This is a genomic window from Bacillus sp. BF2-3, assembly GCF_008368795.1.
Taxonomy (GTDB): Bacteria; Bacillota; Bacilli; order Bacillales; family Bacillaceae_G; genus Bacillus_A; species Bacillus_A cereus.
Window position 1 is genome coordinate 1 of the sequence record NZ_QOSA01000046.1, and the last position, 25,701, is coordinate 25,701.

The following is a 25,701-nucleotide window of genomic DNA, read 5'->3' on the forward strand; positions in this document are numbered from 1 at the left end:
ACGACACCTCCAGCAAATAACGGAGGAGGTCAAGGAAATACAACTCCACCAGCGACCACACAACCAGAGACTGGCGGTAATGCAGGAGAGACCCCTGCTAATAATGGGCAATAAGAAAAATTTATAAAAAATATTAAAAAGCACTTAAGATTTGTGAAAATTACAATCTTAAGTGCTTTTTTCGTTTAAATGTAGTAGCTATGAAATGATGTGTTTTAAATGTTAAACGTACCATAAAAATTTTGAAAATAAATTGATGGGAAATGATAAAAGACTTGAGCCTGAGGTAGTGGAGCGTGGCTAGGATGATAAAAGGTAGTGCTACTTGGATGGGCACCATGATGCCAAAATGAAGGGGTAGCTTGACCTGGTGATTGGTATTGTTGCCAAATTACTGGAAGTTCAATGCCGACATCGGAACTTGCTGTATGAACGGCGGGGGCATGTATTTCGGGTATCGAAGGAACCGCGACAGTTACTCTTGATGATAATACCCACATAAAATAATCACTCCTAAGTTGTGATAATAAATTAGTATATTCTTTTCACACGTATAAAGGTACATATATAGGACTTTCGTTTAAAATATGCGTACAAAGTCTTAAGACTAATGTAAGCTGATGGTGGACTATTTAATATGAAAAGATACGTCTATTTGCGGAGGGAAAAGAGATAAAAAAAATATACAATGAGAGTGTTAATCGTAATATTTTACGAGTGTATGGAGGTATTTTTATGGAACGATTATGGACGAAATCATTTATTCAAATGACTTTCGCAATGTTATTTTTATTTACAGGATTTTATTTACTTGTTCCAACGCTCCCGCTCTTTATTAAAGAGATAGGTGGCAATGAATCGCAAGTTGGACTTATGATGGGGATGTTTACAATAGCTGCTGTTGTAATACGACCGATTATTGGAGGAATGTTAGATCAATATGGTAGAAGATCCTTTATTATTTTCGGACTCATCTTTTTTGGCTTAACGATGTATTCCTATAATATAGCATCGACTATTGTCCTTTTAGCTGTTTTACGTGTTATTCACGGAGTAACATGGGCTGTTTCTACAACAGCTGTTGGAACAGCAATAACGGATATTATTCCAGATTCACGCCGCGGTGAAGGTATGGGTTGGTACGGGATGGCGATGACAATTGCAATGGCGATCGGACCTATGATTGGATTATGGGTTGTGCAAAATTATTCATTTGATGGTCTATTTTTATTAGCGACGTTGTTATCTTTTATGGCAGTCGTATTATCATTAATAACGAAGATCCCATTTACGCCACAAAAAGAAAAAGGGAAAATTCAGCTATTTGAGAAATCCGTATTAACAATCACGATTGTAGTATTCTTTTTATCGTTTGCATATGGAGGAATAACAACCTTTTTACCGTTATTTGCATCATCAATTCATGTAAACCCGGGAACTTTCTTTCTTGTATATGCAATTGCATTAACAATTGTAAGACCAATTTCAGGGAAACTATTAGATAAGTATGGAGAAGTATTCATTATACTTCCAGCATTATGTATTACTATTTTAGCTATAGTTGTTTTAACTATTTCAAATGGTTTGATAGGTGTAATTATCGCAGCAACATTATACGGTATTGGATTTGGTTCAGCGCAGCCAGCTTTGCAAGCGGCAATGCTTACAATTGTCGATCCGAGTAAAAGAGGAGTTGCAAATGCTTCATTTTTTACAGCGTTTGATTTAGGAATCGGGTTAGGTGCTATTTTACTTGGAGTTGTTTCACAAATGTTTGGTTATCGTATTTTATTTTCAGGGAGTGCAATTTCAGCATTGATAGCCTTAATTATTTTCGTCTTCTTTGTAAAACAACGATTAGGAAAAAAAGAGTTTGCGTAAACTGGAGGAATAAAGATGAGAATTTCAATTGATCGTAAAGCTCTGCAATGGTTCCAAGAAGAATTACGTATAAAGCACGGTGAATCTGTACGTTTTACTGTAAGGTACGGAGGGGATAGTTCAATTCAGCCCGGATATTCTTTAGGGGTTGTTGCTGAGAAACCCGATGGCGAAATAGTGTCAGTTGAGAAGGAAGGTATTATATTTTTTGTAGATTCTGATGATCTTTGGTATTTTCAAAACTATGATTTATTTGTAAGTTATCATGAGGAAATGGAAGAAATTCAATTTAATTATGTAAAATAATAACTTTATTAAAAATGAATAAGTTTTATATAAAAATTATATTTAAGAGATAGTGAAATAAATATCATATAGTAACGAGCTGTATTTATGTACAGCTCGTTTTTTCTATTTCTCAAATAAAATTAGAATAATTGTATATTTGGCGGTGTTATATGAAAAATCTTTATATCTTGTTTTTAAAAATACGCAAAGAAGTCTATCCTTTCTTTATAAAATATAAGAATTATTTTCAAAAAATTGTATTGTTACAGTAAGAAAAGTGTAGGAAACTTATCATTATAAAATAAATTGAAATCTTCTAAAAACTCTGATACATTGAAATAGAAATGTAGTTTCACGATATTGTAAAGGCTTACAGTTATGTGCACGAAGATCTATTAGGATTGGAGGAAATAATGATGAAAGCTGAAGAGAAATTTTCCCCGGGATTAGATGGTATAGTGGCAGCGGAGACGAAAATCTCGTTTCTTGACACAGTAAAAGGTGAAATTGTAATTCAAGGGTATGACTTAATCGAACTCTCAAAAACAAAAGAGTATTTAGACATTGTGCACCTTTTATTGGAGGAACACCTACCGAATGAAGATGAAAAAGTAACACTTGAAAAGAAATTAAAAGAAGAATATGCAGTACCAGAAGGTGTATTCAACGTACTAAAGGCATTGCCTAAAGAGACGCATCCCATGGATGGATTACGTACAGGTGTGTCAGCGTTAGCTGGTTACGATAATGATATCGAAAACCGCTCGTTAGAAGTGAATAAAAGCCGAGGGTACAAGCTGCTAAGTAAAGTGCCAAACATTGTAGCGAATAGCTATCATATTTTAAATAATGAGGAGCCAATTGAACCTCTTAAAGAATTATCTTATAGTGCGAATTTCTTCTATATGTTAACTGGTAAAAAACCAACTGAACTTGAGGAAAAGATCTTTGATCGTTCCCTTGTTTTATATAGTGAGCATGAAATGCCAAACTCTACATTTACAGCTCGCGTTATTGCATCAACACAATCAGATTTATACGGTGCCTTAACAGGTGCAGTTGCATCTTTAAAAGGAAGTTTACATGGCGGTGCAAATGAAGCGGTTATGTACATGCTTTTAGAAGCTGGTAATGTTGAGAAATTTGAAGAGTTATTACAGAAGAAACTATATAACAAAGAAAAAATTATGGGCTTTGGACACCGTGTTTATATGAAGAAGATGGATCCAAGAGCACTTATGATGAAGGAAGCTTTAAAACAGTTATGTGATGTAAAAGGTGATTATACACTATATGAAATGTGTGAAGCTGGAGAAAAGATTATGGAAAAAGAAAAAGGAATTTATCCAAATCTTGATTATTATGCAGCTCCAGTATATTGGATGCTAGGTATTCCAATTCAACTTTACACACCAATCTTCTTTAGCTCTAGAACAGTGGGGTTATGTGCGCACGTTATTGAGCAACATGCAAATAATCGTTTGTTCCGTCCTCGTGTAAATTATATTGGCGAGCGACATGTACTTAGTAAATAAGAACAACTGAGGAGTTGTTAGCGCCGCCCGCCAGATGGGTGTTTGACCGACACCCATCATTAATAATAACGAATTTTCGACAGAAAGGGAAGAATAGCATGATTAAAACAAATGAAATTAAGCAAAAAGATGCATTATTAGAAGAGATTACCGATTATGTATTAAATAAAGAGGTTACTAGTGCAGAAGCATTCAGTACAGCTCGTTACGTATTACTTGATACACTTGGATGTGGAATTTTAGCACTGCAATATCCAGAATGTACGAAATTACTAGGACCAGTTGTGCCAGGAACAATCGTGCCAAATGGTACACGTGTACCAGGTACGTCTTATGTACTAGATCCAGTAAAAGGTGCATTTAATATCGGATGTATGATCCGTTGGTTAGACTATAACGATACTTGGCTTGCAGCAGAGTGGGGACATCCATCTGATAACCTAGGCGGAATTTTAGCAGTTGCAGATTATATTAGCCGTGTTCGTATTTCAGAAGGAAAAGAAGCTTTAAAAGTACGTGAAGTATTAGAAATGATGATTAAAGCACATGAAATTCAAGGCGTGCTTGCTTTAGAAAACAGCTTAAACAGAGTTGGTCTTGACCATGTATTATATGTAAAAGTAGCAACAACTGCAGTAGTTGCGAAAATGCTTGGCGGAACACGTGAAGAAATCTTTAATGCATTATCACATGCGTGGATTGATAATTCTAGTCTTCGTACATATCGTCATGCTCCAAATACGGGCTCACGTAAATCATGGGCTGCAGGTGACGCAACGAGCCGCGGTGTTCATCTTGCAATGACTGCTCTAAAAGGTGAAATGGGTTATCCAACAGCATTATCTGCGCCAGGATGGGGATTCCAAGATGTATTATTCAATAAACAAGAATTAAAATTAGCAAGACCACTAGAGTCATATGTAATGGAAAATGTATTATTTAAAGTGTCATATCCAGCAGAATTCCATGCACAAACGGCTGCAGAATGTGCAGTGAAGTTGCATCCGGAAATTAAAGAGAGATTAGATGAAATTGACCGTATTACAATTACAACTCATGAATCAGCAATTCGTATTATTGATAAAGAAGGTCCATTAAATAACCCAGCTGATCGTGATCATTGCTTACAATACATTACGGCAATTGGTTTATTAAAAGGAGATATCGTTGCAGACGATTATGAAGATGCAGTAGCAAACGATCCACGTGTAGATGAATTACGTAATAAGATGGTTGTTGTTGAAAACAAACAGTACAGTTTAGATTACCTTGACCCGAACAAGCGCTCAATCGCCAACGCTGTTCAAGTTCACTTTAAAGATGGCACAGTAACAGAAAATGTGGAATGTGAATATCCGCTTGGTCACCGCTTCCGTAGAGACGAAGCAATTCCAAAAGTTGTTCAAAAATTCACTGCAAATATGGCAGGTCATTATTCTAGTAAGCAACAAGAACAAATTCATGAAGTTTGTTTAAATGAAGAAAAACTAGAAAATATGAATGTAAACGAATTTGTAGATCTATTCTTAATTTAATAATAGGGGGGAATTTAGAATGGCTTGGGTTGTGAAAAAACAGTCAACACAAGAGGAGCTTGCGAATCGATTCCGAGCTTTAGTAGAAGCAAATGAAATTTTGCAAATTCCAGGTGCTCATGATGCAATGGCAGCTCTTGTTGCGAAAAATACAGGTTTTTCAGCTCTTTATTTATCAGGAGCTGCTTATACTGCAAGTAAAGGTTTACCAGATTTAGGTATCGTGACGTCTACTGAAGTGGCTGAGAGAGCAAGAGATTTAGTAAGAGCTACAGACTTACCTGTTCTTGTTGACATTGATACAGGATTTGGTGGTGTACTAAATGTGGCGAGAACAGCTGTAGAAATGGTGGAAGCGAAAGTAGCAGCTGTCCAAATTGAAGATCAGCAATTACCAAAAAAATGTGGACATTTAAATGGTAAGAAACTTGTTACTACAGAAGAATTGGTTCAAAAAATTAAAGCGATTAAAGAAGTTGCACCGAGCTTATACATTGTAGCACGTACTGATGCTCGTGGCGTTGAAGGATTAGATGAAGCAATTGAAAGAGCAAATGCATATGTAAAAGCAGGTGCAGACGCAATTTTCCCTGAAGCGCTTCAATCAGAGGAAGAATTCCGTCTATTTAATAGTAAGGTAAATGCACCTTTGCTTGCGAATATGACTGAATTCGGAAAAACTCCATATTATAGTGCAGAGGAATTTGCGAATATGGGTTTCCAAATGGTTATTTATCCTGTAACTTCACTTCGCGTTGCAGCGAAAGCGTATGAAAATGTGTTTGCTTTAATTAAAGAAACAGGTTCTCAAAAAGATGCACTTTCTAATATGCAAACGAGAAGTGAATTATACGAAACAATTTCATATCATGACTTTGAAGAGTTAGATACTGGTATTGCAAAAACAGTATTATCAGAAGATCAATAGATAAAGCAGCGAAGGCGATGAAAATACATCTTTGGCAAAATAAAATGCTTGATGTGAAAAATCATCGCCTTCTATTTTCAAAAAAGATATTCCACTCATCGTAGACGAGCATAAGCAAAAAGCTATGAAAGCCGAATGATAGGGGGATACATATGGAGAAAACGAAGTTACCATGGGATGAATTCTTTTCACTTAATAAAGATATAAATCATACTTACTTTACACCAGAAGATTTTTCAGGTGATGAAGATTTAATCGCAAAAACGACAGAACAATTCGTTAAACAAGAAATTGTTCCACAAATGGAGAATATTGAACAACATAACTATAAAGTTTCTCGTCAATTATTTGAGAAAGCTGGGGAACTTGGATTATTAGGCATTGAGGTACCAGAAGATTATGGCGGGTTCGAGTTAGGAAAGGCTGTCTCAGGTCTTGTAGCAGAGAAAATGGGTTACGCTGGTGCGTTTAGCGTTTCTTTTAATATACACGCTGGTGTCGGTACATTGCCTTACATATATTATGGAACGAAAGAGCAAAAAGAAAAATATTTACCGAAAATCGCATCGGGAGAATGGATTGGGGCTTATGCTTTAACAGAGCCAAATGCTGGTTCGGATGCATTAAGTGCAAAAACAAGCGCCGTATTGAATGAAGAGGGAACAGCTTGGAAGTTAAATGGTGAGAAGCAATGGATTACAAATGCTCATATGGCAGATGTATACGTTGTTTTTGCGAAGACAAATAAAGGAATGACAGCGTTTATTGTCGAAAGAACATGTGAAGGTGTATCTATTGGATTAGAAGAAAAGAAAATGGGGATTAAAGGTTCTTCAACAGCGACTCTTATTTTAGAAGATGTTGTCATCCCTGCTGAAAATGTTTTAGGGGAAGTTGGGAAAGGGCATCACGTAGCCCTTAATATTCTTAACTTTGCTAGACTTAAACTTGCTTTTGGAAATATTGGAACAGCAAAACAAGCAATTGGTTTGTCGGTTCAATATGGAAAAGAGCGAAAACAGTTCCAAACGGAATTAGTAGACTTTACGATGATTCAAGAGAAAATTGCAAATATGATCATTGCTACATATGGAGCCGAAAGTGCAGCTTATCGTACGGCAGGTGTAATCGATGAAGCAATTCATGAGAGCGATGAAGATCTTATGAAGAAAATGTCCCAATTTGCAATTGAATGTGCACTGAATAAAGTAAATGCTTCTGAAACACTTGCTTATATCGTAGATGAAGCTGTACAAATTCATGGTGGTTACGGTTATATGCAAGAGTATGAGGTAGAACGATTATATCGTGATGCTAGAATTAGTCGTATTTTTGAAGGAACGAACGAAATTAATAGATTAACAGTTGCCAAAATGTTAATGAAGCAAATCGAACAATTAGAAGATACTGAAGTAGAAAGTGATGTAGCAAATGTAGAAAGAAACCATCGTTACATTTTATTAGCGAAAAAATTGTTGAAACAATCTTTGAAAACGCTCTCTAAAACTCCAGGCCTAAAAATTGACCAAGAACAAGAATATTCACGTGTAATTTCAAATATGTTGACGGACGTGTACGTCATGGAATCAGCGTTTTTACGTACGAGAAAAGCGGTAAGTAAAAATGGTGAGGAAAAAGAACGTACGAAGCAATTAATAACGGATGTTATTTGTGAAGAAGGATACCGTAAAGTAGAAGAAGCGGCGATTTCTGTACTTTCAGCGGCTGTCACAGAAGAACAAGATAGACATGTAATTTTAGCTGAAATCCGTCAATTATTAGTGCCTTTATACACGAACGTATTTACGAAGAAGAGAGAAATTGCGAAAGCTATTATAAATCGCGGGAAATATATTGTGTAAATAGGAGGAAAGCGATATGAAAAAGATTGGTTTTATCGGTTTAGGTAACATGGGCCTTCCAATGTCAAAAAATCTAGTTAAATCAGGTTACACAGTATATGGCGTGGACTTAAATAAAGAGGCGGAAGCGTCCTTTGAAAAAGAAGGCGGAATTATCGGTCTATCAATCTCAAAACTAGCAGAAACATGTGATGTAGTTTTTACAAGTTTACCTTCACCTCGCGCTGTTGAAGCGGTATATTTTGGAGCAGAAGGATTATTTGAAAATGGTCACTCGAATGTAGTTTTCATTGATACAAGTACGGTATCGCCGCAGTTAAACAAACAGTTAGAGGAAGCTGCAAAGGAAAAGAAAGTAGACTTTTTAGCAGCACCTGTGAGCGGTGGTGTAATAGGAGCCGAAAACCGTACATTAACGTTTATGGTTGGTGGATTGAAAGACGTATATGAGAAAACGGAATCTATCATGGGCGTACTAGGCGCGAACATTTTCCACGTTAGTGAGCAGATTGATAGTGGTACAACTGTTAAGTTAATTAATAACTTATTAATTGGTTTTTATACAGCTGGTGTGAGTGAAGCTTTAACATTAGCGAAAAAGAATAATATGGATTTAGATAAAATGTTTGATATTTTAAATGTAAGTTACGGTCAAAGTAGAATTTATGAACGTAATTATAAAAGTTTTATAGCACCTGAAAACTACGAGCCAGGATTTACTGTGAACTTATTGAAGAAAGATTTAGGATTTGCAGTTGACTTAGCTAAGGAAAGCGAACTCCATTTACCGGTAAGCGAAATGTTATTAAACGTATATGACGAAGCGAGTCAAGCTGGATATGGTGAAAACGATATGGCTGCTTTATATAAGAAAGTTAGCGAGCAATTAATTTCTAATCAAAAATAAATTATACAAAGGAGAGAATACAATGATTACAACTGAAATTAAACGAGTAAAAAATCACATTAACGGTGAGTGGGTTGAATCGACAGGTACGGAAGTAGAAGCAGTTCCAAATCCAGCGACTGGAAAAATTATCGCTTACGTTCCACTATCTCCAAAAGAAGATGTTGAAAAAGCTGTTGAAGCGGCAAAAGCAGCATTCGAAACATGGTCTAAAGTACCAGTTCCAAATCGTTCAAGAAATTTATATAAATATTTACAGCTATTACAAGAAAACAAAGATGAGCTTGCAAAAATCATTACGCTAGAAAATGGTAAGACGCTAACGGATGCAACAGGTGAAGTACAGCGTGGTATTGAAGCGGTAGAACTTGCAACATCTACGCCAAATTTAATGATGGGTCAAGCACTTCCGAATATCGCTAGCGGAATTGATGGATCGATTTGGCGCTACCCAATCGGAGTTGTTGCTGGTATTACACCGTTTAACTTCCCGATGATGATTCCGTTATGGATGTTCCCACTTGCAATTGCTTGCGGTAATACATTCGTATTAAAAACATCTGAAAGAACGCCACTTTTAGCGGAGCGACTTGTAGAATTATTCTATGAAGCAGGTTTCCCAAAAGGCGTATTAAATTTAGTGCAAGGCGGAAAAGATGTTGTAAATAGCATTTTAGAAAATAAAGATATTCAGGCTGTTTCGTTCGTTGGCTCTGAGCCGGTAGCTCGTTACGTATATGAAACAGGTACGAAACACGGAAAACGTGTACAAGCATTAGCAGGTGCGAAAAACCATGCGATTGTAATGCCAGATTGCAATCTTGAGAAAACAGTACAAGGTGTAATTGGATCTGCATTTGCAAGTAGTGGAGAGCGCTGCATGGCATGCTCAGTAGTAGCAGTAGTGGATGAAATTGCTGATGAATTTATTGATGTATTAGTAGCAGAAACGAAAAAATTAAAAGTAGGCGATGGCTTTAACGAAGATAACTATGTTGGACCATTAATCCGTGAATCTCATAAAGAGCGCGTTTTAGGCTATATTAATAGCGGTGTAGCAGATGGGGCAACTTTATTAGTAGATGGCCGTAAAATTAATGAAGAAGTTGGAGAAGGTTACTTTGTAGGTGCGACAATCTTTGATGGCGTGAATCAAGAAATGAAAATTTGGCAAGATGAAATTTTTGCTCCAGTATTAAGTATTGTACGTGTTAAAGATTTAGAAGAAGGTATTAAACTAACAAATCAATCTAAATTTGCAAATGGTGCGGTTATTTATACGTCAAATGGTAAACATGCACAAACATTCCGTGATAATATCGATGCTGGTATGATTGGTGTAAACGTAAACGTTCCAGCACCAATGGCATTCTTCGCATTTGCAGGAAATAAAGCTTCATTCTTTGGTGATTTAGGTACAAATGGTACAGATGGCGTTCAATTCTATACACGTAAAAAAGTTGTAACTGAGCGCTGGTTTTAATATAGAGTAAACAACCAAATCAGTTATTAGATGAAAACCACCACTATTAATAGTGGTGGTTTTCGTCTTGTTAATTATTTTTTTCAAAAGCTAGTTTAATACCAAATCCAATTAGGACGACTCCTGTTAGCCCTTGAATATAACGTTGCGTCTTCGGTTTTTTCATAAAAGCACTAATTTTATCAATTAAAAATATATAAAATGCAAACCAAATGACTGTTAAAACGAGGTAAGTAAGGCCCATTACAAGAAGTTGAATAAATGTATTATGATTTGGATTTAAAAATTGTGGTAAAAAAGTTAAAAAGAAGACTGCTACTTTAGGATTTAATAAATTTGTAAGAAATCCTTGGCGAAAGCAAGAAGTATGTTCGTTTTCATTATTCAAAGATAGATCATTTGTATCTAAGTTTTCTTTGTTTCTTACTGCTAAAAGGGCTTTAATACCGATATATATTAAATAGAGAGCCCCAACGTACTTGAAAATAGAAAATAAAAGAGCTGACTTTACAATAAGTGCAGAAAGACCAATTACAGCAGCTAAAGTATGAATTAATAGTGCAATACATGTACCAAACACTGTTTTCACTCCACCGACTTTACCAGCAACCAATGTATTTTTCGTAGCCATTGCTGTATCTGGACCAGGTAAAATGATAAGGCAAATAGACATAATGATGAAAAGAAGATAATTTTCTATCATAGCCGCCCCTCCTTTTTATTTTTAGAATATTTGATTAAAATCAGTGTAGCACAAAAATGGATTTAATAAAATTAAATTTTATTAAAAATAATTAAATAAAAAAGGCTATATAGTAGCTGTAATTACACTACTATATAGCCTCGATTTTATACCGCTATTTGCGGGTAGTAAGATTTTCACCACACAAGATTTAGCTGAAGCAAAGAAGTTAGGTGGGGGATGAACAAAATATCCCCTCATGACAATTTCATTTTATGCATTAAGTAAGTTAAAGAAACGATTGACATCTTCTTCTGAAACGTCACTTAACTGTTTATATTTATAATTCGGATTTTGATCTTTATCAACGACAACGGAGCGTACTCCTTCGAAGAAATCTTCATGTCTCATGAAGTTTTTAGCAAGTATAAGGTCCGTAGCGAAACATTCTTCAACGGATTTATCTTGTCCATCAATAAACTGTTTTAATGTTACTTTTAGTGAAATAGGGGATTTTGATAACAGTGTTTCTTTCGTTTTTAGAGCAAAGGAACTTTCATCTTTCTCCAATGAATGGATGATTTCTTCAATTGTATCGAAAGCAAAATGTGAATTGATTACTTCTAATGAAGGAGCGAGCTCGCTTTCTAAGTTTTGAGCAGTTGCAAATGTACGAATAACTTCTTTTAAATTAGTATGTACATCATCTTCTTTATGCCAATTTACACTTTCAAGTTCAGTAAGAAACTCTGGTAATGAATCAGATGTCATAAAGTAATCTGCAGCATTAATAAATAATACGTCAGAAGCTTTTAAAATAGATGCTGTTAAAGCAACGAATCGTCCTGTATATCCAGGCGCTTTATTTAAGAAATATGCAGCTCCGACGTCTGGGAAGAAGCCGATATTCATCTCTGGCATTGCCCATTTCGTACGCTCAGTTACAATGCGATACTTCGCACCATTTGTAAGACCGACACCACCGCCCATTACAATTCCATCTAAACAAGCAATAATCGGTTTTGTATATTGATAAATATATGTATCAATTTCATACTCTTCTTCAAAAAAACGTTCTGCATGTTGCAATGCCACTTCATTGGAACGCGCTTCATAAAGAGTTTTAATGTCGCCACCTGCACAAAAACCTTTTGTGCCAGCTCCTTTTAACACGATAAGTGCAATACGCTCATCGTGTTCCCACTCTTTAAGTTTTTGTCCGATAGGTTGTAACATGTCATAAGATAAAGAATTAAGTGCTTTTGGACGGTTTAAAGTAATTGTCGCAACGCCGTTTTCACTAACAGAAAATAAAACTTGTTCAGTCATAATGCATCCTCCCTTACATATCTTCTTATTCTTAATTCTTGATATGTACTGAAATGTCCTTTATAAATTTTGTCAAAAGTTGACGGTAAATATTAATTTGGTCACTGCATATTTTGACGAGTTATCTTTGCAGGATTTCAGAGACTGAGGGGGAATATTACAACATTACTGTAAGTGTAATTATTTGAAGTTATAATGATAAAAGCGCTATTATATAGGTGTGAAATGTTCATTATCAATTCTAAAAGTGTGTTTGAAGAAAAAATAAATCGTACAAGTGTAATAAAAAATTTTACATTGAATTAGAAATAGAGAAAGGAGAAATCGGAATGCCAGGACCTTTACTATTGTCGGTTATTATTTTGTCTTTTTTAATGATAGGAATAACGCAGTATTTTCATCATACAGATACGACAGAAGAAGTGAAGGATAAAGTACGTCTCGTATTTCCGATTTTTATAATATCTATTTCATTCTGTATTTTATTAAATAAAGATGGCTACATTGTCGCAGTGTTCTCATTTTTCGTCGCAATCGTCTTAATTACCGTTTTATATTATGTAATGAAAGACTTTATACAAAAATAAAGATGTCACAATAGGCATTTTTATTTTGGGGGAAATGTAAAATTTCACATACCGTATTTTATATAAAATACATAAAGCATATAACAATAGAAAAGTGTGTACTTTGCTGTGTATGTACTTGTCAATCTTGCATAGCCACTATACTATTAAAATGTAGAGATTATAAAAAGGGGTTGTATCTATCATGAAATTTGAGATGCACACAAAAATTATTTCAAATGAAAAAGAAGTAAGATTACATATTGAAGAAAATATATTTCAATTAATATTGGATGGTTACCACTTATTTACAATTAAAGAAATATTGCCTTTATATAAATCAAATGAAGAAAGAATTGGAAGTGCAACGATATTGAAACTAGAGTGGGAGAACGGAAAAACTACAATAAACTATCAACTCGTTTCACTAAAATCAGTAAATTAAAAGGAGTAGAAAAATATGAAGTTATTTCATACAGCTGATTGGCATTTAGGAAAGCTTGTTCATGGCGTGTATATGACTGAAGACCAAAAGATTGTATTAGATCAGTTTGTACAGGCTGTTGAAGAAGAAAAACCAGATGCTGTAATTATTGCAGGGGATTTATATGACCGAGCAATTCCACCTACAGAAGCAGTAGACTTATTAAATGATGTGCTGCAAAAAATAGTTATTGATTTACAAACACCAGTTATTGCAGTAGCTGGTAATCATGATAGTCCGGATCGTATCCATTTTGGAAGTAGTTTAATGAAAAAACAAGGATTACATATTGCAGGTCAATTTCAATTCCCGTACGAACCTGTTGTACTAAATGATGAATATGGAGAGGTTCACTTCCATCTAATACCGTATGCAGACCCAAGTATAGTTAGACACGTGTTGAAAAATGAAGACGTACGTTCTCATGATGATGCGATGCGCATTTTTATGAATGAGCTCTCTGAAACGATGGATAAAGAAGCTAGACATGTATTTGTTGGACATGCATTTGTAACTTCTTCAGGAGAAGCGGAGGAGAATACAAGTGATGCAGAACGACCACTTTCAATTGGTGGTGCTGAATATGTAAATAGTCATTATTTTGATAAGTTTCATTACACAGCGCTTGGACATTTACATCAAGCGCATTTCGTACGTAATGAGACCATTAGATATTCAGGTTCACCACTTGCCTATTCAATTTCTGAAGAGAAACATAAAAAAGGTTATTACATTGTAGAACTGAATGAAACTGGTGAAGTAGCAATTGAAAAAAGGTTACTTTCACCACGTCGTAAAATGCGAACAGTAGAAGCGAAAATAGATGAATTATTACAGCACCCAGTAAGTGAAGATTACGTATTTGTAAGATTATTAGACGAAAACCCTGTCTTACAGCCAATGGAGAAAATACGATCTGTATATCCAAATGCAATGCACGTTGAAAGAGCGATGCAAAGGCGAGAACTCACAGATACAAATGAAGTAACGGTTTCAAGACATAAAACGGATGATTTATCTCTTTTAAAGGCTTTCTATAAAGAAATGAAAGGGTTAGATTTATCAGAAGAGAAAGAACGCCTATTTATAGATGTATTACAAACAGTGCAAGAACGGGAAGGTGAACGAGGATGAGACCGATTCAGCTTATTATGACAGCATTCGGGCCATATAAACAGAAAGAAGTAATCGATTTTGAAGATCTTGGAGAACATCGTATTTTCGCTATTTCTGGGAATACGGGAGCTGGAAAAACAACGATTTTTGATGCGATTTGTTATGTGTTATATGGTGAGGCTAGTGGAGAAGAACGTAGTGATACGAGCATGCTTCGAAGTCAATTTGCTGATGATAATGTTTATACAAGTGTTGAATTAACCTTTCAGTTAAAAGGGAAACGCTATGAAATAAAACGACAACTTGGACATAAAAAACAAGGGAATAAGACCATTACAGGACATGCAGTAGAATTATATGAAGTTATTGATGGAGAAAACGTTCCAGCCGTCGATCGTTTTCATGTAACAGACGTAAACAAAAAAGTGGAAGATTTAATTGGGTTAAGTAAACATCAATTTAGCCAAATTGTTATGTTACCCCAAGGGGAATTCCGAAAACTATTAACATCTGAGACGGAAAACAAAGAAGAGATTTTACGTCGTATTTTTAAAACGGATCGTTATAAATTAATGCGTGAGTTACTTGATCAAAAGAGAAAACAATGGAAAGATGTCTTGCAAGAAAAACAAAAAGAGAGAGAGCTCTATTTCCGTAATGTTTTTAAATTACCAATCCGTGATGGAGCATTATTAGAGACATTAGTGGCACAAGAACATGTAAATACGCATCAAGTAGTAGAAGCGTTAGAACAAGAAACAACCGTGTATAAGGCAGAGGTTGAGCAATTACAAGTAGAACAAGATGTTCAAACGAAGCAATTAAAGGATGCAGAAACACGTTTTCATGCAGCAAAATCTGTAAATGAGAAATTTATAGATTTACAACAAAAGAATGAGAAATATAACACTTTACAAGAGAACCGTGCAGCAATTGAAAGGAAAGAAAAATCCTTTAAACGTGCGGAACAAGCAAAGCGCTTATTACCATTTGAACAATGGTATGAAGAAGCGATGGAAAATGAGCAGAAAGCTGAAAGTTTGTTAAAACAGATAAGCGTCAAACAAGAACAGATAATGAATAGCTTTGAACTTGCTCAGGAGAAGTATGAAGTAGTAAAGAATAAAGAAGCTGAGCGAGAAGAGGCTAAAAAACTTGTTCAAAGATTAGAAGAGTTACAAGCGATTATTGAATCATTAGCTGAGAGAAAGCTGAATTTACAAAATACCGAAATCCAAATAGGGAAATTAAAAGAAAGTATGCAAAAGTTAGATCAACAACTAGAAGAGCATACAAACAAAAAACAGAGAATGTCTGATGAATTGCAGCAATTAGAACAAGCACTTGAGCAATATGTAGCTAAAGTAGAAGAACTAACGAATATGCGAGAAGATGCAAAAGTTTTAAAGCAAGCATATGATGTTTGGCAAGAAAAACAAAAATTCGAGCAAGAAAAAGAAGCGGCAAATAATAAAATGCAAGTGGCAGTTCGTGCATATGAAAACATGGAGCGCCGCTGGTTAAGTGAACAAGCTGGTATATTAGCTCTTCATTTACATGACGGTGAATCTTGTCCGGTATGTGGTAGTACGAATCATCCGCAAAAAGCTACAGAGCAAAGTAATGCGATCGATGAAAAAGAGTTAAACGATTTAAGAGATAAGAAGAACATTGCTGAAAAATTACATGTGCAAGTAGAGGAGAAATGGAATTTCTATCGACTACAATATGAACAAGTGATAGAAGAAGTTGTGAAGCGCGGCTACAACTCGGAAAAATTAGCTGAAACATATAGTGCACTTGTTCAAAAAGGAAAACAATTAGCTGCAGACGTTAATACGTTAAAAGCAAGTGAAGAAACACGTAAGCAGATTGCTGCGAACATGAAAAGCGTAGAAGAAAAAATAGAAGAACTTCAGAAACAAAAACGAGAAGTGGAAACAATGCAGCACCGTACAGAAATGGAGTGTATGCAACTTCGTACGTCATATGAACATGATAAACGAAATATTCCAGAAAACTTACAAACAGTACAAGCCTGGAAAGCACAGTTTGACCAAGCTATGCAGGAACTTAGGTTAATGGAGGACGAATGGAAGAAAGTGCAGGAAGCGTATCAGCATTGGCAAAATGAAAATATACGTATTCAAGCAGAACAAAAAGGTGCTTCTAATCAATTTGAAAGTGCAAAATTAAAGAAAGAAGAGACTTTCGCACGCTTTATGAAAGAGCTAGAACAAAGCGGGTTTACAGACGAATTCACGTATAAAGAAGCCAAATTAAGCGATCACGAGATGGAAATGTTACAAAAAGAAATTCAAGGTTATTATTCATCGCTTGAAGTGCTTGCAAAACAAATTGAAGAGTTACAAGCTGAATTAAAAGATAAAGAGTATATGGATATTACAGCGTTAGGTGAACACATAACAGAATTACAAATTAATCTCGATATCATTAAAGAAAAACGTCAACGTGCGCAAAATGCGGTAACATATATTTCTGATTTACATGAAAACATTAGACGTATTGATGAGCAAATTCATGAGGAAGAAAAAGCCTTCCAAGAACTTGTTGACTTATATGAAGTAATGAAAGGTGATAACGAGAGCCGTATATCATTTGAACGTTACATCTTAATTGAGTATTTAGAACAAATTGTTCAAATTGCAAACGAACGATTACGTAAATTATCAAACGGACAATTTTATTTAAAACGAAGTGAACGAGTTGAAAAGAGAAATCGTCAAAGTGGATTAGGCTTAGATGTGTACGATGCATACACTGGCCAAACGCGCGATGTAAAAACATTATCCGGCGGAGAGAAATTTAATGCATCACTTTGCCTAGCGCTAGGAATGGCAGATGTCATTCAAGCATATGAAGGTGGTATTTCCATCGAAACGATGTTCATCGATGAAGGGTTCGGTTCATTAGATGAAGAATCATTAACGAAAGCAGTAGACGCCTTAATTGACTTACAAAAATCAGGTCGATTTATCGGTGTCATTTCACACGTACAAGAGCTGAAAAACGCAATGCCGGCTGTATTAGAAGTAACGAAGCAGAAGGATGGGTGTAGTCAGACGCGGTTTGTGGTGAAGTAAGCTTAAAAAATGGAGTAGGGAATCTACCGATACTTTTAGTGTCATATGTATGAATAATAAAACGTCGTCTCTTCATATTGGAGGCGACGTTTTATTTTATAAAATATCTATGAATTATCTGTAGAAGGCGGCGTATTCTCCAAACGATTATAAGCTTTAAAAGCTGAAATTGCTGAGATAACCCCGCCTACTAAAAATAAAGTCGATCCTCCAACTAAGATGATACGACTGACATATGTTTCCCGTGCTTCTTCGACTTCTTCTTGTAACGCTGTAGGCATATGAATCCTCCCTTTATAAAAGTTGTTTTATAAATAGTATATACAAACGCCTAAAATGTGTTAAAATAACTGATGATTTTATGCAGTGGGTAATTAGATGAGTAGGATGCGAGTGGCTAAGTAAATCTTCATCACAAATTTATGTGAACTTCACATAGAGCACATATTAACATTGTATTATGTATATGTACCAAATAAATAAATAAAGTAAATGTAAGTTCTGTTTTCAAAAATTTAAAATCCTTTTATTTCTATATGAAAGTTTTAATCAAGGGTTTTAAAAAATTTGGAAATAGATCTTATGAATATGGAATTCATATAAAAGGGGAATGTCTTATGACAACATATACGAGTGAAATGAGAAAAACTTTAGTTTCAGAAGAAGATGTAGATATTTTAAAAATTATGGCGCATCCAATCAGACTGCAAATTGTAAATGAATTAAGTACGAGAAAAACTTGTAATGTAACACAATTAACAGAGTTACTGAATATTCCGCAATCTACTGTTTCACAACATTTATCAAAAATGAAGGGTAAAGTGTTACGAGCAGAGAGAAGAGGTTTAGAAATTTATTATCATATTAACAATTTAAAAGCGAGTAAGATTGTTAATGTTTTAGGGTATATAAACTAGTGAAATATTTTTATATAAAATAGCCCCTGCTGTTGAGCAGGGGCTATTTTGTGTTGTTTTATGTATTTGTATTTAAAACTTTATAGTTTTTATGATTTACAATTGTTCGATCAAATTCAAAAGTACCACCGCTTACATTTGTAATTTCAACTAAGACCGATTCAGTATAAAGTTTTAATACAGATCCTGTAATCTTTAAATTATTTCGTTGAAAAAGTATAGTATCCCCTACGTTTGCTTTCATAGTACCTCCTCATTAAAGACAGAAATATTTTTTTATTATATATATTAAACCACGGATAGATATATTAGTGAATATTTAGTTTTATTTATTGGGAAAAAATTTGTTCTCTAATAGAAGAGTATAAAGTACTCTTATGTTAAAAGTTATATTTTATTTAAGTTTATCCCGCTATTTGCTGGGCAGTAAGACCCCCACCTCAAAATTCAGTGGAAGCAAAGAAGTTAGGTGGGGGCCCTGCTGCGCATAAAAGCCCGATTGGTGAGGGTTGATTAAAGTTTCACTTTATTATAAGCAAAGTAAATTGTTTTCAGCATTAGCGAAACAATATTTCTATGTAAATACTGCAGAGAAACAAATTATTCAAAAAACAGACACTATGTAGCACAAAACGTAAAGTAGATAAGTAAAGTTTTTTTCAGGAGTATAAGAAAAATATACGTTTATTAATAAGATCTCTAATTGGTAAAATTCCAATTAAAAACATAGAAAAACTTTAATATAAAAAGGTAATCAATTACAAATGGAGAAGTAATATATACGAAAGGAGAGATTTATATGAATAAAGGGAAAAAACAAGTTAGTCAACTTAGTTTTCTGGTGAATTTTATGAACGACAAGGGGAGTCTTGTGAAAATTTAATAGTATTATAGTATCCCCTTGTGAAAAAATGGTTGGGGGAATATATAAATGATAACAGAAATGAATATTAAAGTAGTTTGTGAAGAATCGTTTTCAAAAAGAGAAATAAAAATTTTAGAGACGTTTCTTTCAACTTTATCGGGGCATTCTAATGCTCTCGTTACAAAAGAAGGGATGTTTTTAAACCCATTAAGTAAAGAGAAGAGTGTGATTTATTATCATAACTTTGTATTTGTAAAATCACTTACAGAACAAATGTGTGCAGAATTAAAAGAAGTTTTAACAAGACGTATTAAAAATGCTTTCATTATGATGGAATTTGTAGAGCCAATTGTTACATTTGAAGAAACAATTATAAACGTATAAAAAAAGTCAGGCTTATGAATTGACCTAATAAAACCGTCTCTTTAATAAATAGTAAAGAGACGGTTTTATTGTTTCACTTTTTAAAAAAGGGTTCAAAAACAAATGTAAATCGAGCTTATACAAAAACTACTTATTAAATAACTGTTACGTATTTAATAAGTAGTTTTTGTATTTCATCCTTCGTTTTTTGTAACTGATTCTACGTTTTTGACGCTCTGTCTTGTAAGTGCTTACATGAACGAAAACATCTTATACAATGAAGGTGTCAAATCAAAAGAGGTGACCAAAATGAACATAAAAAAAGTAAATTTAGCGAATAGCATTGAAATAGAAAGAGGAGGCGGAAAGGTATGAAAAAATCAACTGTTAATCCATGGTTTGTTGTCCTTGGCACAGTTATAGTACAAATGGGGCTTGGGACGATATATACATGGAGTTTATTCAATCAGCCTTTAGTTAGTAAATACGGTTGGAGTCTTAACGCTGTTGCGATAACTTTCTCAATTACTAGTCTTTCTTTAGCATTTTCAACTTTATTTGCGAGTAAATTGCAAGAAAAATGGGGACTTCGTAAACTTATTATGATAGCTGGATTAGCATTAGGACTAGGGTTAATACTTAGTTCACAAGCTTCTTCATTAATATTGCTTTATGTACTAGCAGGAGTTGTTGTAGGTTATGCAGATGGTACAGCATATATCACTTCACTATCAAATTTAATAAAGTGGTTTCCAGAGCGTAAAGGTTTAATTGCTGGTATTTCTGTCTCTGCATATGGTTCAGGTAGCTTAATCTTTAAATACGTTAACGCACAGTTGATTGAATCAGTTGGTGTATCGCAAGCATTTATATACTGGGGTTTAATTGTTACAGCTATGATTGTAATTGGTGCTTGTTTAATCCATCAAGCTGCAGATCAAGGAGCAGTTCATGAAACAAAAACTAAGGAATACACAACGAAAGAAATGTTAGGCACAAAACAAGTATACTTATTATTTATCATGTTATTTACATCATGTATGAGTGGCTTATACTTAATTGGTATGGTAAAAGACATTGGTGTTCAACTTGTAGGACTTAGCGCAGCAACAGCAGCTAATGCGGTGGCTATGGTTGCAATCTTCAATACATTAGGTCGTATCATTTTAGGACCGTTATCGGATAAAATTGGGCGTTTAAAAATCGTTACTGGTACTTTTGTTGTTATGGCGAGTTCAGTCTTAGTTCTAAGTTTTGTAGATTTAAATTATGGTATTTACTTCGTATGTGTAGCAAGTGTAGCGTTTTGCTTTGGTGGAAATATCACTATTTTCCCAGCTATTGTTGGTGATTTCTTCGGTATGAAAAACCATAGTAAGAACTACGGAATTGTGTATCAAGGATTTGGATTTGGGGCGCTTGCAGGTTCCTTTATCGGTGCACTTCTAGGTGGATTCAAACCAACGTTCATGGTGATCGGTGTATTATGTGTCGTGTCATTCATTATCGCAATTTTAATTCAAGCACCTAAACAGAAAAAAGAACAAGAAGAAGAGTATCGCAGCGTAGCATAAGTATACAAATCTTCTATAACACTATGATTACGAAAAAGCATCCTATTCTATTAATTAGGATGCTTTTTTATGAGTTATTTTAACAAGGTTAAATTACTTTTGTGATTTTTATAGATGTAAAAGTGAGTGGAATACCCATTTGGAATATAATAAATTGATACATCATATTCGAAATATATATTAAATCTTAAATGATAAAGAAGACATTCATTAGTATTTGTAAGATATATTTTCAGAAAAATATTGAGAAAATATATACTTGAGTTTTTCATAAAGCATTGTAAATGAACGTATCTCTAGTTTATCTTCTTCAATTTTAAAAAGAGGAGTTTGAATTTTATTTATAATATAAGTACATTTAATGCGTTTAGGTATGATTTTATTAAGAAGCATTAAAATACTTTATCTGAAAAATAAAAAAAGATTGACAAGTTTATTGAGAAACATTATCATTTCGGTGTAAGATAGTAAATGAAAAACATTATCAATAAAATGGATTTTAAAGTAATGCGCACTTGACCAATTAGTTTAGTAAGTGTATTATTTTTTACAACACGACTGATAATGAAAATCAATATCATTTATGTTACTTAATGAAATTAATGTTTATGTGAAAGGATAGAGAAAATGAACTTAGGGGAATTTGATGGGCAAACAGTTTTAGTAACAGGTGCAGCACAAGGCATAGGCAGTGTTGTTGCCAAAATGTTTTTAGAAAGAGGAGCCACAGTTATTGCGGTTGATCAAAATGAAGAGGGGTTAAATGTACTCTTAAATCAAAATGAATTAAATAAAACACGTATGAAAACGTTTCGTTTAGATGTGAGTAATAGCGCTGCTGTTGAAGACATGGTAAATCATATTGCAAATGAAATAGCGCCAATAGATATTTTAATAAATGTTGCAGGGGTTTTACGTATGGGACCAATTCATTCGTTAAGTGATGAAGATTGGAATAAAACATTCTCTGTAAATACTACAGGGGTTTTCAATATGTCCCGAGCGGTAAGTAAAAATATGATGTTAAGAAAATCAGGGGCAATTGTTACAGTCGGTTCAAATGCGGCAAATACGCCGAGAATGGAGATGGCTGCGTATGCTGCGTCAAAGGCTGCAACGACGATGTTTATGAAATGTTTAGGACTAGAGCTTGCGGCATACAATATACGCTGCAACTTAGTTTCTCCAGGTTCTACTGAAACTGAGATGCAAAGATTACTATGGGCTGATGAGAATGGAGCTAAAAATATAATTGCTGGTTCTCAAAATACATATAGACTCGGAATTCCATTACAAAAAATTGCACAACCTTCAGAAGTTGCTGAAGCCGTGTTATTTTTAGCCTCAGATAGAGCAAGTCATATTACAATGCACAATTTATGTGTCGATGGCGGTGCTACGTTAGGAGTTTAATCAAAATTCAGGAGGTTATTATATTATGAATGAACATATAGCTGTAAAGGAATTGTCAGAAAAACTTTTAGAAGATTATAAGACTGAATCTTCATTCTTTTTTGCTTCACCAACTCGAACGATATTAGCAGAAGGAGAGTTTACTACAGTAAAGCATCGTGAAATTGAAAATTTCCCAGAGCTTGTGCAAGCGACATTAAGTAATGCGAAACAAGCTGGAAATCCAAATCCTATCGTTGTGGGTGCTTTGCCATTCGATCGTAGAAAAGAAGTCCAACTTATCGTACCAGAATATAGTAGGATTTCTGAGCGTTTACAATTGGATACAACAAATCAGCTTGAAACAAATGAGAACGTAACATTTGAAATGACGCCAATGCCAGACCCTGAAGTTTATATGAATGGTGTGAAGCAAGGAATTAAAAAAATACAGGACGGTGATTTAAAGAAAATCGTTCTATCTAGATCGTTAGATGTTAAATCTTCGGAAAAGATTGATAAGCAAAAACTTCTGCGAGAATTAGCAGAGCATAATAAGCATGGTTATACATTTGCTGTGAATTTACCGAAAGATGAAAAAGAGAACAGTAAGACGCTAATTGGAGCAAGTCCTGAATTACTTGTTTCACGTAATGGTATGCAAGTTATTTCTAACCCGTTAGCTGGTTCAAGGCCACGTAGTGAGGACCCAGTAGAAGATAAAAGAAGAGCAGAGGAATTACTTTCTTCTCCAAAAGATTTACATGAACATGCGGTAGTAGTGGAAGCGGTTGCCGCTGCACTTCGTCCGTATTGTCATACATTACATGTTCCAGAAAAGCCATCAGTTATTCATAGTGAAGCGATGTGGCATTTGTCTACAGAAGTGAAAGGTGAACTGAAGGATCCAAATACTTCTTCTTTACAATTAGCAATTGCCCTTCATCCTACGCCAGCAGTTTGCGGAACTCCGATGGAAAAAGCAAGAGAGGCTATACAGCATATTGAGCCATTTGACCGCGAGTTCTTTACAGGAATGCTAGGATGGAGCGATTTAAATGGAGATGGAGAATGGATTGTTACAATTCGTTGTGCTGAAGTACAAGAAAATACACTGCGTTTATATGCAGGAGCTGGAGTTGTTGCTGAGTCAAAACCAGAAGATGAGTTAGCAGAAACATCAGCTAAGTTCCAAACAATGCTAAAAGCTTTAGGGTTAAGAGATAGTTCACTTAATGAAAAATAGGGGGAAGAAAGAATGCTAGTAGGTTATACAGAATGGCCAAAAGAATTTGCCGATCGTTACCGAGAAGAAGGATGTTGGCTTGGTGAAACATTTGGAGGAGTGTTAAGAGAGCGGGCTGAGAAATATGGAGATCAAATCGCGGTTGTAAGTGGTAAGAAGCATATAACATATAGTGAACTTAATAAAAAGGTAGATCGTTTAGCAGCAGGTTTACTGAATTTAGGAATAAAGAAAGAGGACAGAGTTGTAATCCAGTTACCTAACATTATCGAGTTTTTCGAAATATGTTTTGCACTATTTCGAATTGGAGCGCTTCCTGTCTTTGCACTGCCGTCACATCGAAGCAGTGAAATTAGTTATTTTTGTGATTTTGGCGAGGCGAGCGCTTACGTTATTTCAGATAAGGCTCTCGGTTTTGATTATCGAAAACTAGCAAGAGAAGTGAAAGAGAAAGTGCCAAATTTACAACATGTAATTGTAGTGGGAGAAGAAGAAGAGTTTGTGAACATAAATGATCTGTATATGGATCCCGTCTCATTACCAGAAGTTCAGCCAAGTGATGTTGCGTTTCTCCAATTATCAGGAGGCACAACAGGTCTTTCTAAATTAATTCCTAGAACACATGATGACTATATTTATAGTTTACGTGTTAGCGCTAAAATTTGTAATTTGAATGCAGAAAGCGTCTATATGGCAGTTCTTCCAGTAGCACACAATTACCCAATGAGTTCTCCAGGGACATTTGGAACTTTCTATGCGGGTGGAAAAGTGGTATTGGCAACTGGTGGTAGTCCAGATGAGGCATTTGCTCTTATCGAAAAAGAAAAAGTTACAATTACAGCGCTCGTTCCGCCATTAGCAATGATTTGGCTTGATGCTGCATCTTCTCGTAATACCGATTTATCGAGCCTAGAGGTTATTCAAGTAGGTGGTGCTAAGTTTAGTGCTGAGGTAGCAAGACGTATACGCCCTACATTTGGATGTACGTTACAGCAAGTATTCGGTATGGCGGAAGGATTAGTGAACTATACAAGATTAGACGATCCGGAAGAAATTATTATTCATACACAAGGTAGACCAATGTCTGCACTCGATGAAGTACGAGTTGTTGATGAAAATGACAACGATGTACAACCGGGCGAAGTAGGTAGTTTATTAACACGAGGTCCATATACAATTCGTGGTTACTATAAAGCCGAAGAGCATAATGCACGATCATTTACAAAGGATGGATTTTATCGCACAGGTGATCTTGTAAAAGTAAATGAACAAGGATACATCATTGTAGAAGGAAGAGATAAAGATCAAATTAACCGCGGTGGTGAGAAAGTTGCTGCAGAAGAAGTTGAAAATCATCTATTAGCACACGATGCGGTCCATGACGTAGCAATTGTATCTATGCCTGACGATTATTTAGGTGAACGCACCTGTGCTTTTGTTATAGCTCGCGGACAAGTTCCGGCAGTAAGTGAATTAAAAATGTTTTTAAGAGAACGTGGTATAGCGGCTTATAAAATTCCAGATCGAATTGAATTTATTGAATCATTTCCGCAAACAGGAGTCGGAAAAGTCAGCAAAAAAGAACTACGTAAAGTCATTGCTGAAAAACTTATTACAGTAAAACAATAATAAAAACCGGAAGGA

General features: G+C 34.9%; 23 protein-coding genes. 18 read left to right on the forward strand and 5 right to left on the reverse strand.

The features are described 5' to 3' along the window. Positions 1–215: 215 nt before the first annotated feature. The gene (locus tag DN401_RS25865; RefSeq protein ID WP_149288030.1) at positions 216–500 is read right to left on the reverse strand and encodes a hypothetical protein; all 285 of its coding nucleotides are present in this window, start codon (positions 498–500) and stop codon (positions 216–218) included. Positions 501–735: 235 nt separating this feature from the next. Here DN401_RS25865 and DN401_RS25870 point away from each other — a divergent pair, with 235 nt between their 5' ends. The 8 genes from DN401_RS25870 to DN401_RS25905 all read left to right on the forward strand — a co-directional run bounded on the left by DN401_RS25870 (position 736) and on the right by DN401_RS25905 (position 10,419). Further along, positions 736–1,881, forward strand: coding sequence for an MFS transporter (locus tag DN401_RS25870; protein WP_000440662.1), 1,146 nt, complete (start codon positions 736–738; stop codon positions 1,879–1,881). 15 nt (positions 1,882–1,896) lie between these two features. Continuing rightward, positions 1,897–2,187, forward strand: coding sequence for a HesB/YadR/YfhF family protein (locus DN401_RS25875; RefSeq protein WP_001222842.1), 291 nt, complete (start codon positions 1,897–1,899; stop codon positions 2,185–2,187). Positions 2,188–2,582: 395 nt separating this feature from the next. Continuing rightward, positions 2,583–3,704 (forward strand): citrate synthase, encoded by a 1,122-nt coding sequence (gene mmgD / locus DN401_RS25880; protein WP_002041090.1) that lies wholly within the window; start codon positions 2,583–2,585, stop codon positions 3,702–3,704. Between the two features lie 98 nt (positions 3,705–3,802). Further along, the gene (gene prpD / locus DN401_RS25885) at positions 3,803–5,239 is read left to right on the forward strand and encodes a 2-methylcitrate dehydratase (RefSeq protein ID WP_000598123.1); all 1,437 of its coding nucleotides are present in this window, start codon (positions 3,803–3,805) and stop codon (positions 5,237–5,239) included. A gap of 19 nt (positions 5,240–5,258) precedes the next feature. Then, the gene (prpB, locus tag DN401_RS25890) at positions 5,259–6,167 is read left to right on the forward strand and encodes a methylisocitrate lyase (protein WP_000312639.1); all 909 of its coding nucleotides are present in this window, start codon (positions 5,259–5,261) and stop codon (positions 6,165–6,167) included. Between the two features lie 152 nt (positions 6,168–6,319). Next, positions 6,320–8,029, forward strand: coding sequence for an acyl-CoA dehydrogenase family protein (locus tag DN401_RS25895; protein WP_000415995.1), 1,710 nt, complete (start codon positions 6,320–6,322; stop codon positions 8,027–8,029). A gap of 16 nt (positions 8,030–8,045) precedes the next feature. Beyond that, positions 8,046–8,936, forward strand: a complete 891-nt coding sequence (locus tag DN401_RS25900; RefSeq protein ID WP_149288031.1) for an NAD(P)-dependent oxidoreductase — start codon at positions 8,046–8,048, stop codon at positions 8,934–8,936. A 22-nt stretch (positions 8,937–8,958) separates the two neighbouring features. Then, complete coding sequence (locus tag DN401_RS25905; protein ID WP_000633344.1) at positions 8,959–10,419, forward strand: CoA-acylating methylmalonate-semialdehyde dehydrogenase; 1,461 nt, start codon at positions 8,959–8,961, stop codon at positions 10,417–10,419. A 70-nt stretch (positions 10,420–10,489) separates the two neighbouring features. On the opposite strand, the gene DN401_RS25910 is transcribed toward DN401_RS25905, so the two are convergent. Next, a complete protein-coding gene (locus DN401_RS25910) occupies positions 10,490–11,122 on the reverse strand; it encodes a LysE family translocator (RefSeq protein ID WP_000572360.1) in 633 nt (210 codons plus the stop codon). A gap of 252 nt (positions 11,123–11,374) precedes the next feature. Further along, on the reverse strand, positions 11,375–12,430 hold the full coding sequence (locus DN401_RS25915; protein ID WP_078188171.1) for an enoyl-CoA hydratase/isomerase family protein: 1,056 nt from the start codon (positions 12,428–12,430) through the stop codon (positions 11,375–11,377). Between the two features lie 329 nt (positions 12,431–12,759). On the opposite strand from DN401_RS25915, the gene DN401_RS25920 reads away from it, so the two are divergent. From DN401_RS25920 to DN401_RS25935, 4 genes are all read left to right on the forward strand, one after another. After that, on the forward strand, positions 12,760–13,017 hold the full coding sequence (locus DN401_RS25920) for a hypothetical protein (protein WP_001119404.1): 258 nt from the start codon (positions 12,760–12,762) through the stop codon (positions 13,015–13,017). Positions 13,018–13,201: 184 nt separating this feature from the next. Then, positions 13,202–13,441, forward strand: a complete 240-nt coding sequence (locus tag DN401_RS25925; protein ID WP_000667342.1) for a DUF2584 family protein — start codon at positions 13,202–13,204, stop codon at positions 13,439–13,441. Positions 13,442–13,456: 15 nt separating this feature from the next. Then, the gene (locus tag DN401_RS25930; RefSeq protein WP_000765152.1) at positions 13,457–14,614 is read left to right on the forward strand and encodes an exonuclease SbcCD subunit D; all 1,158 of its coding nucleotides are present in this window, start codon (positions 13,457–13,459) and stop codon (positions 14,612–14,614) included. Next, positions 14,611–17,700 carry an AAA family ATPase gene (locus DN401_RS25935; RefSeq protein ID WP_001247465.1) on the forward strand — a complete coding sequence of 1,030 codons (3,090 nt, stop codon included), beginning with the start codon at positions 14,611–14,613 and terminating at the stop codon, positions 17,698–17,700. The genes DN401_RS25930 and DN401_RS25935 overlap by 4 nt, the downstream gene beginning before the upstream one ends. A gap of 107 nt (positions 17,701–17,807) precedes the next feature. Here DN401_RS25935 and DN401_RS29975 read toward each other — a convergent pair whose 3' ends face one another. Further along, positions 17,808–17,981: a hypothetical protein gene (locus tag DN401_RS29975; RefSeq protein WP_001141668.1), complete on the reverse strand. Its 174-nt coding sequence runs from the start codon at positions 17,979–17,981 to the stop codon at positions 17,808–17,810. Between the two features lie 336 nt (positions 17,982–18,317). On the opposite strand from DN401_RS29975, the gene DN401_RS25940 reads away from it, so the two are divergent. Beyond that, positions 18,318–18,617, forward strand: coding sequence for an ArsR/SmtB family transcription factor (locus DN401_RS25940; protein WP_000214801.1), 300 nt, complete (start codon positions 18,318–18,320; stop codon positions 18,615–18,617). A gap of 58 nt (positions 18,618–18,675) precedes the next feature. Here the strand turns inward: DN401_RS25940 and DN401_RS25945 are convergent, their stop codons facing one another. Then, on the reverse strand, positions 18,676–18,861 hold the full coding sequence (locus DN401_RS25945; RefSeq protein WP_000646793.1) for a YkvS family protein: 186 nt from the start codon (positions 18,859–18,861) through the stop codon (positions 18,676–18,678). 687 nt (positions 18,862–19,548) lie between these two features. Between DN401_RS25945 and DN401_RS25950 the strand changes: the two genes are divergently transcribed. The 5 genes from DN401_RS25950 (at position 19,549) to DN401_RS25975 (ending at position 25,686) form a co-directional block, all read left to right on the forward strand. Next, complete coding sequence (locus DN401_RS25950; RefSeq protein WP_000627304.1) at positions 19,549–19,866, forward strand: hypothetical protein; 318 nt, start codon at positions 19,549–19,551, stop codon at positions 19,864–19,866. A gap of 350 nt (positions 19,867–20,216) precedes the next feature. Continuing rightward, positions 20,217–21,419, forward strand: coding sequence for an L-lactate MFS transporter (locus DN401_RS25955; protein ID WP_000750111.1), 1,203 nt, complete (start codon positions 20,217–20,219; stop codon positions 21,417–21,419). Positions 21,420–22,046: 627 nt separating this feature from the next. Continuing rightward, a complete protein-coding gene (dhbA, locus tag DN401_RS25965; protein ID WP_001048437.1) occupies positions 22,047–22,832 on the forward strand; it encodes a 2,3-dihydro-2,3-dihydroxybenzoate dehydrogenase in 786 nt (261 codons plus the stop codon). A gap of 25 nt (positions 22,833–22,857) precedes the next feature. Next, on the forward strand, positions 22,858–24,057 hold the full coding sequence (dhbC, locus tag DN401_RS25970; protein WP_001002068.1) for an isochorismate synthase DhbC: 1,200 nt from the start codon (positions 22,858–22,860) through the stop codon (positions 24,055–24,057). A gap of 12 nt (positions 24,058–24,069) precedes the next feature. Continuing rightward, a complete protein-coding gene (locus DN401_RS25975; protein WP_000960125.1) occupies positions 24,070–25,686 on the forward strand; it encodes a (2,3-dihydroxybenzoyl)adenylate synthase in 1,617 nt (538 codons plus the stop codon). Positions 25,687–25,701 lie beyond the last annotated feature (15 nt).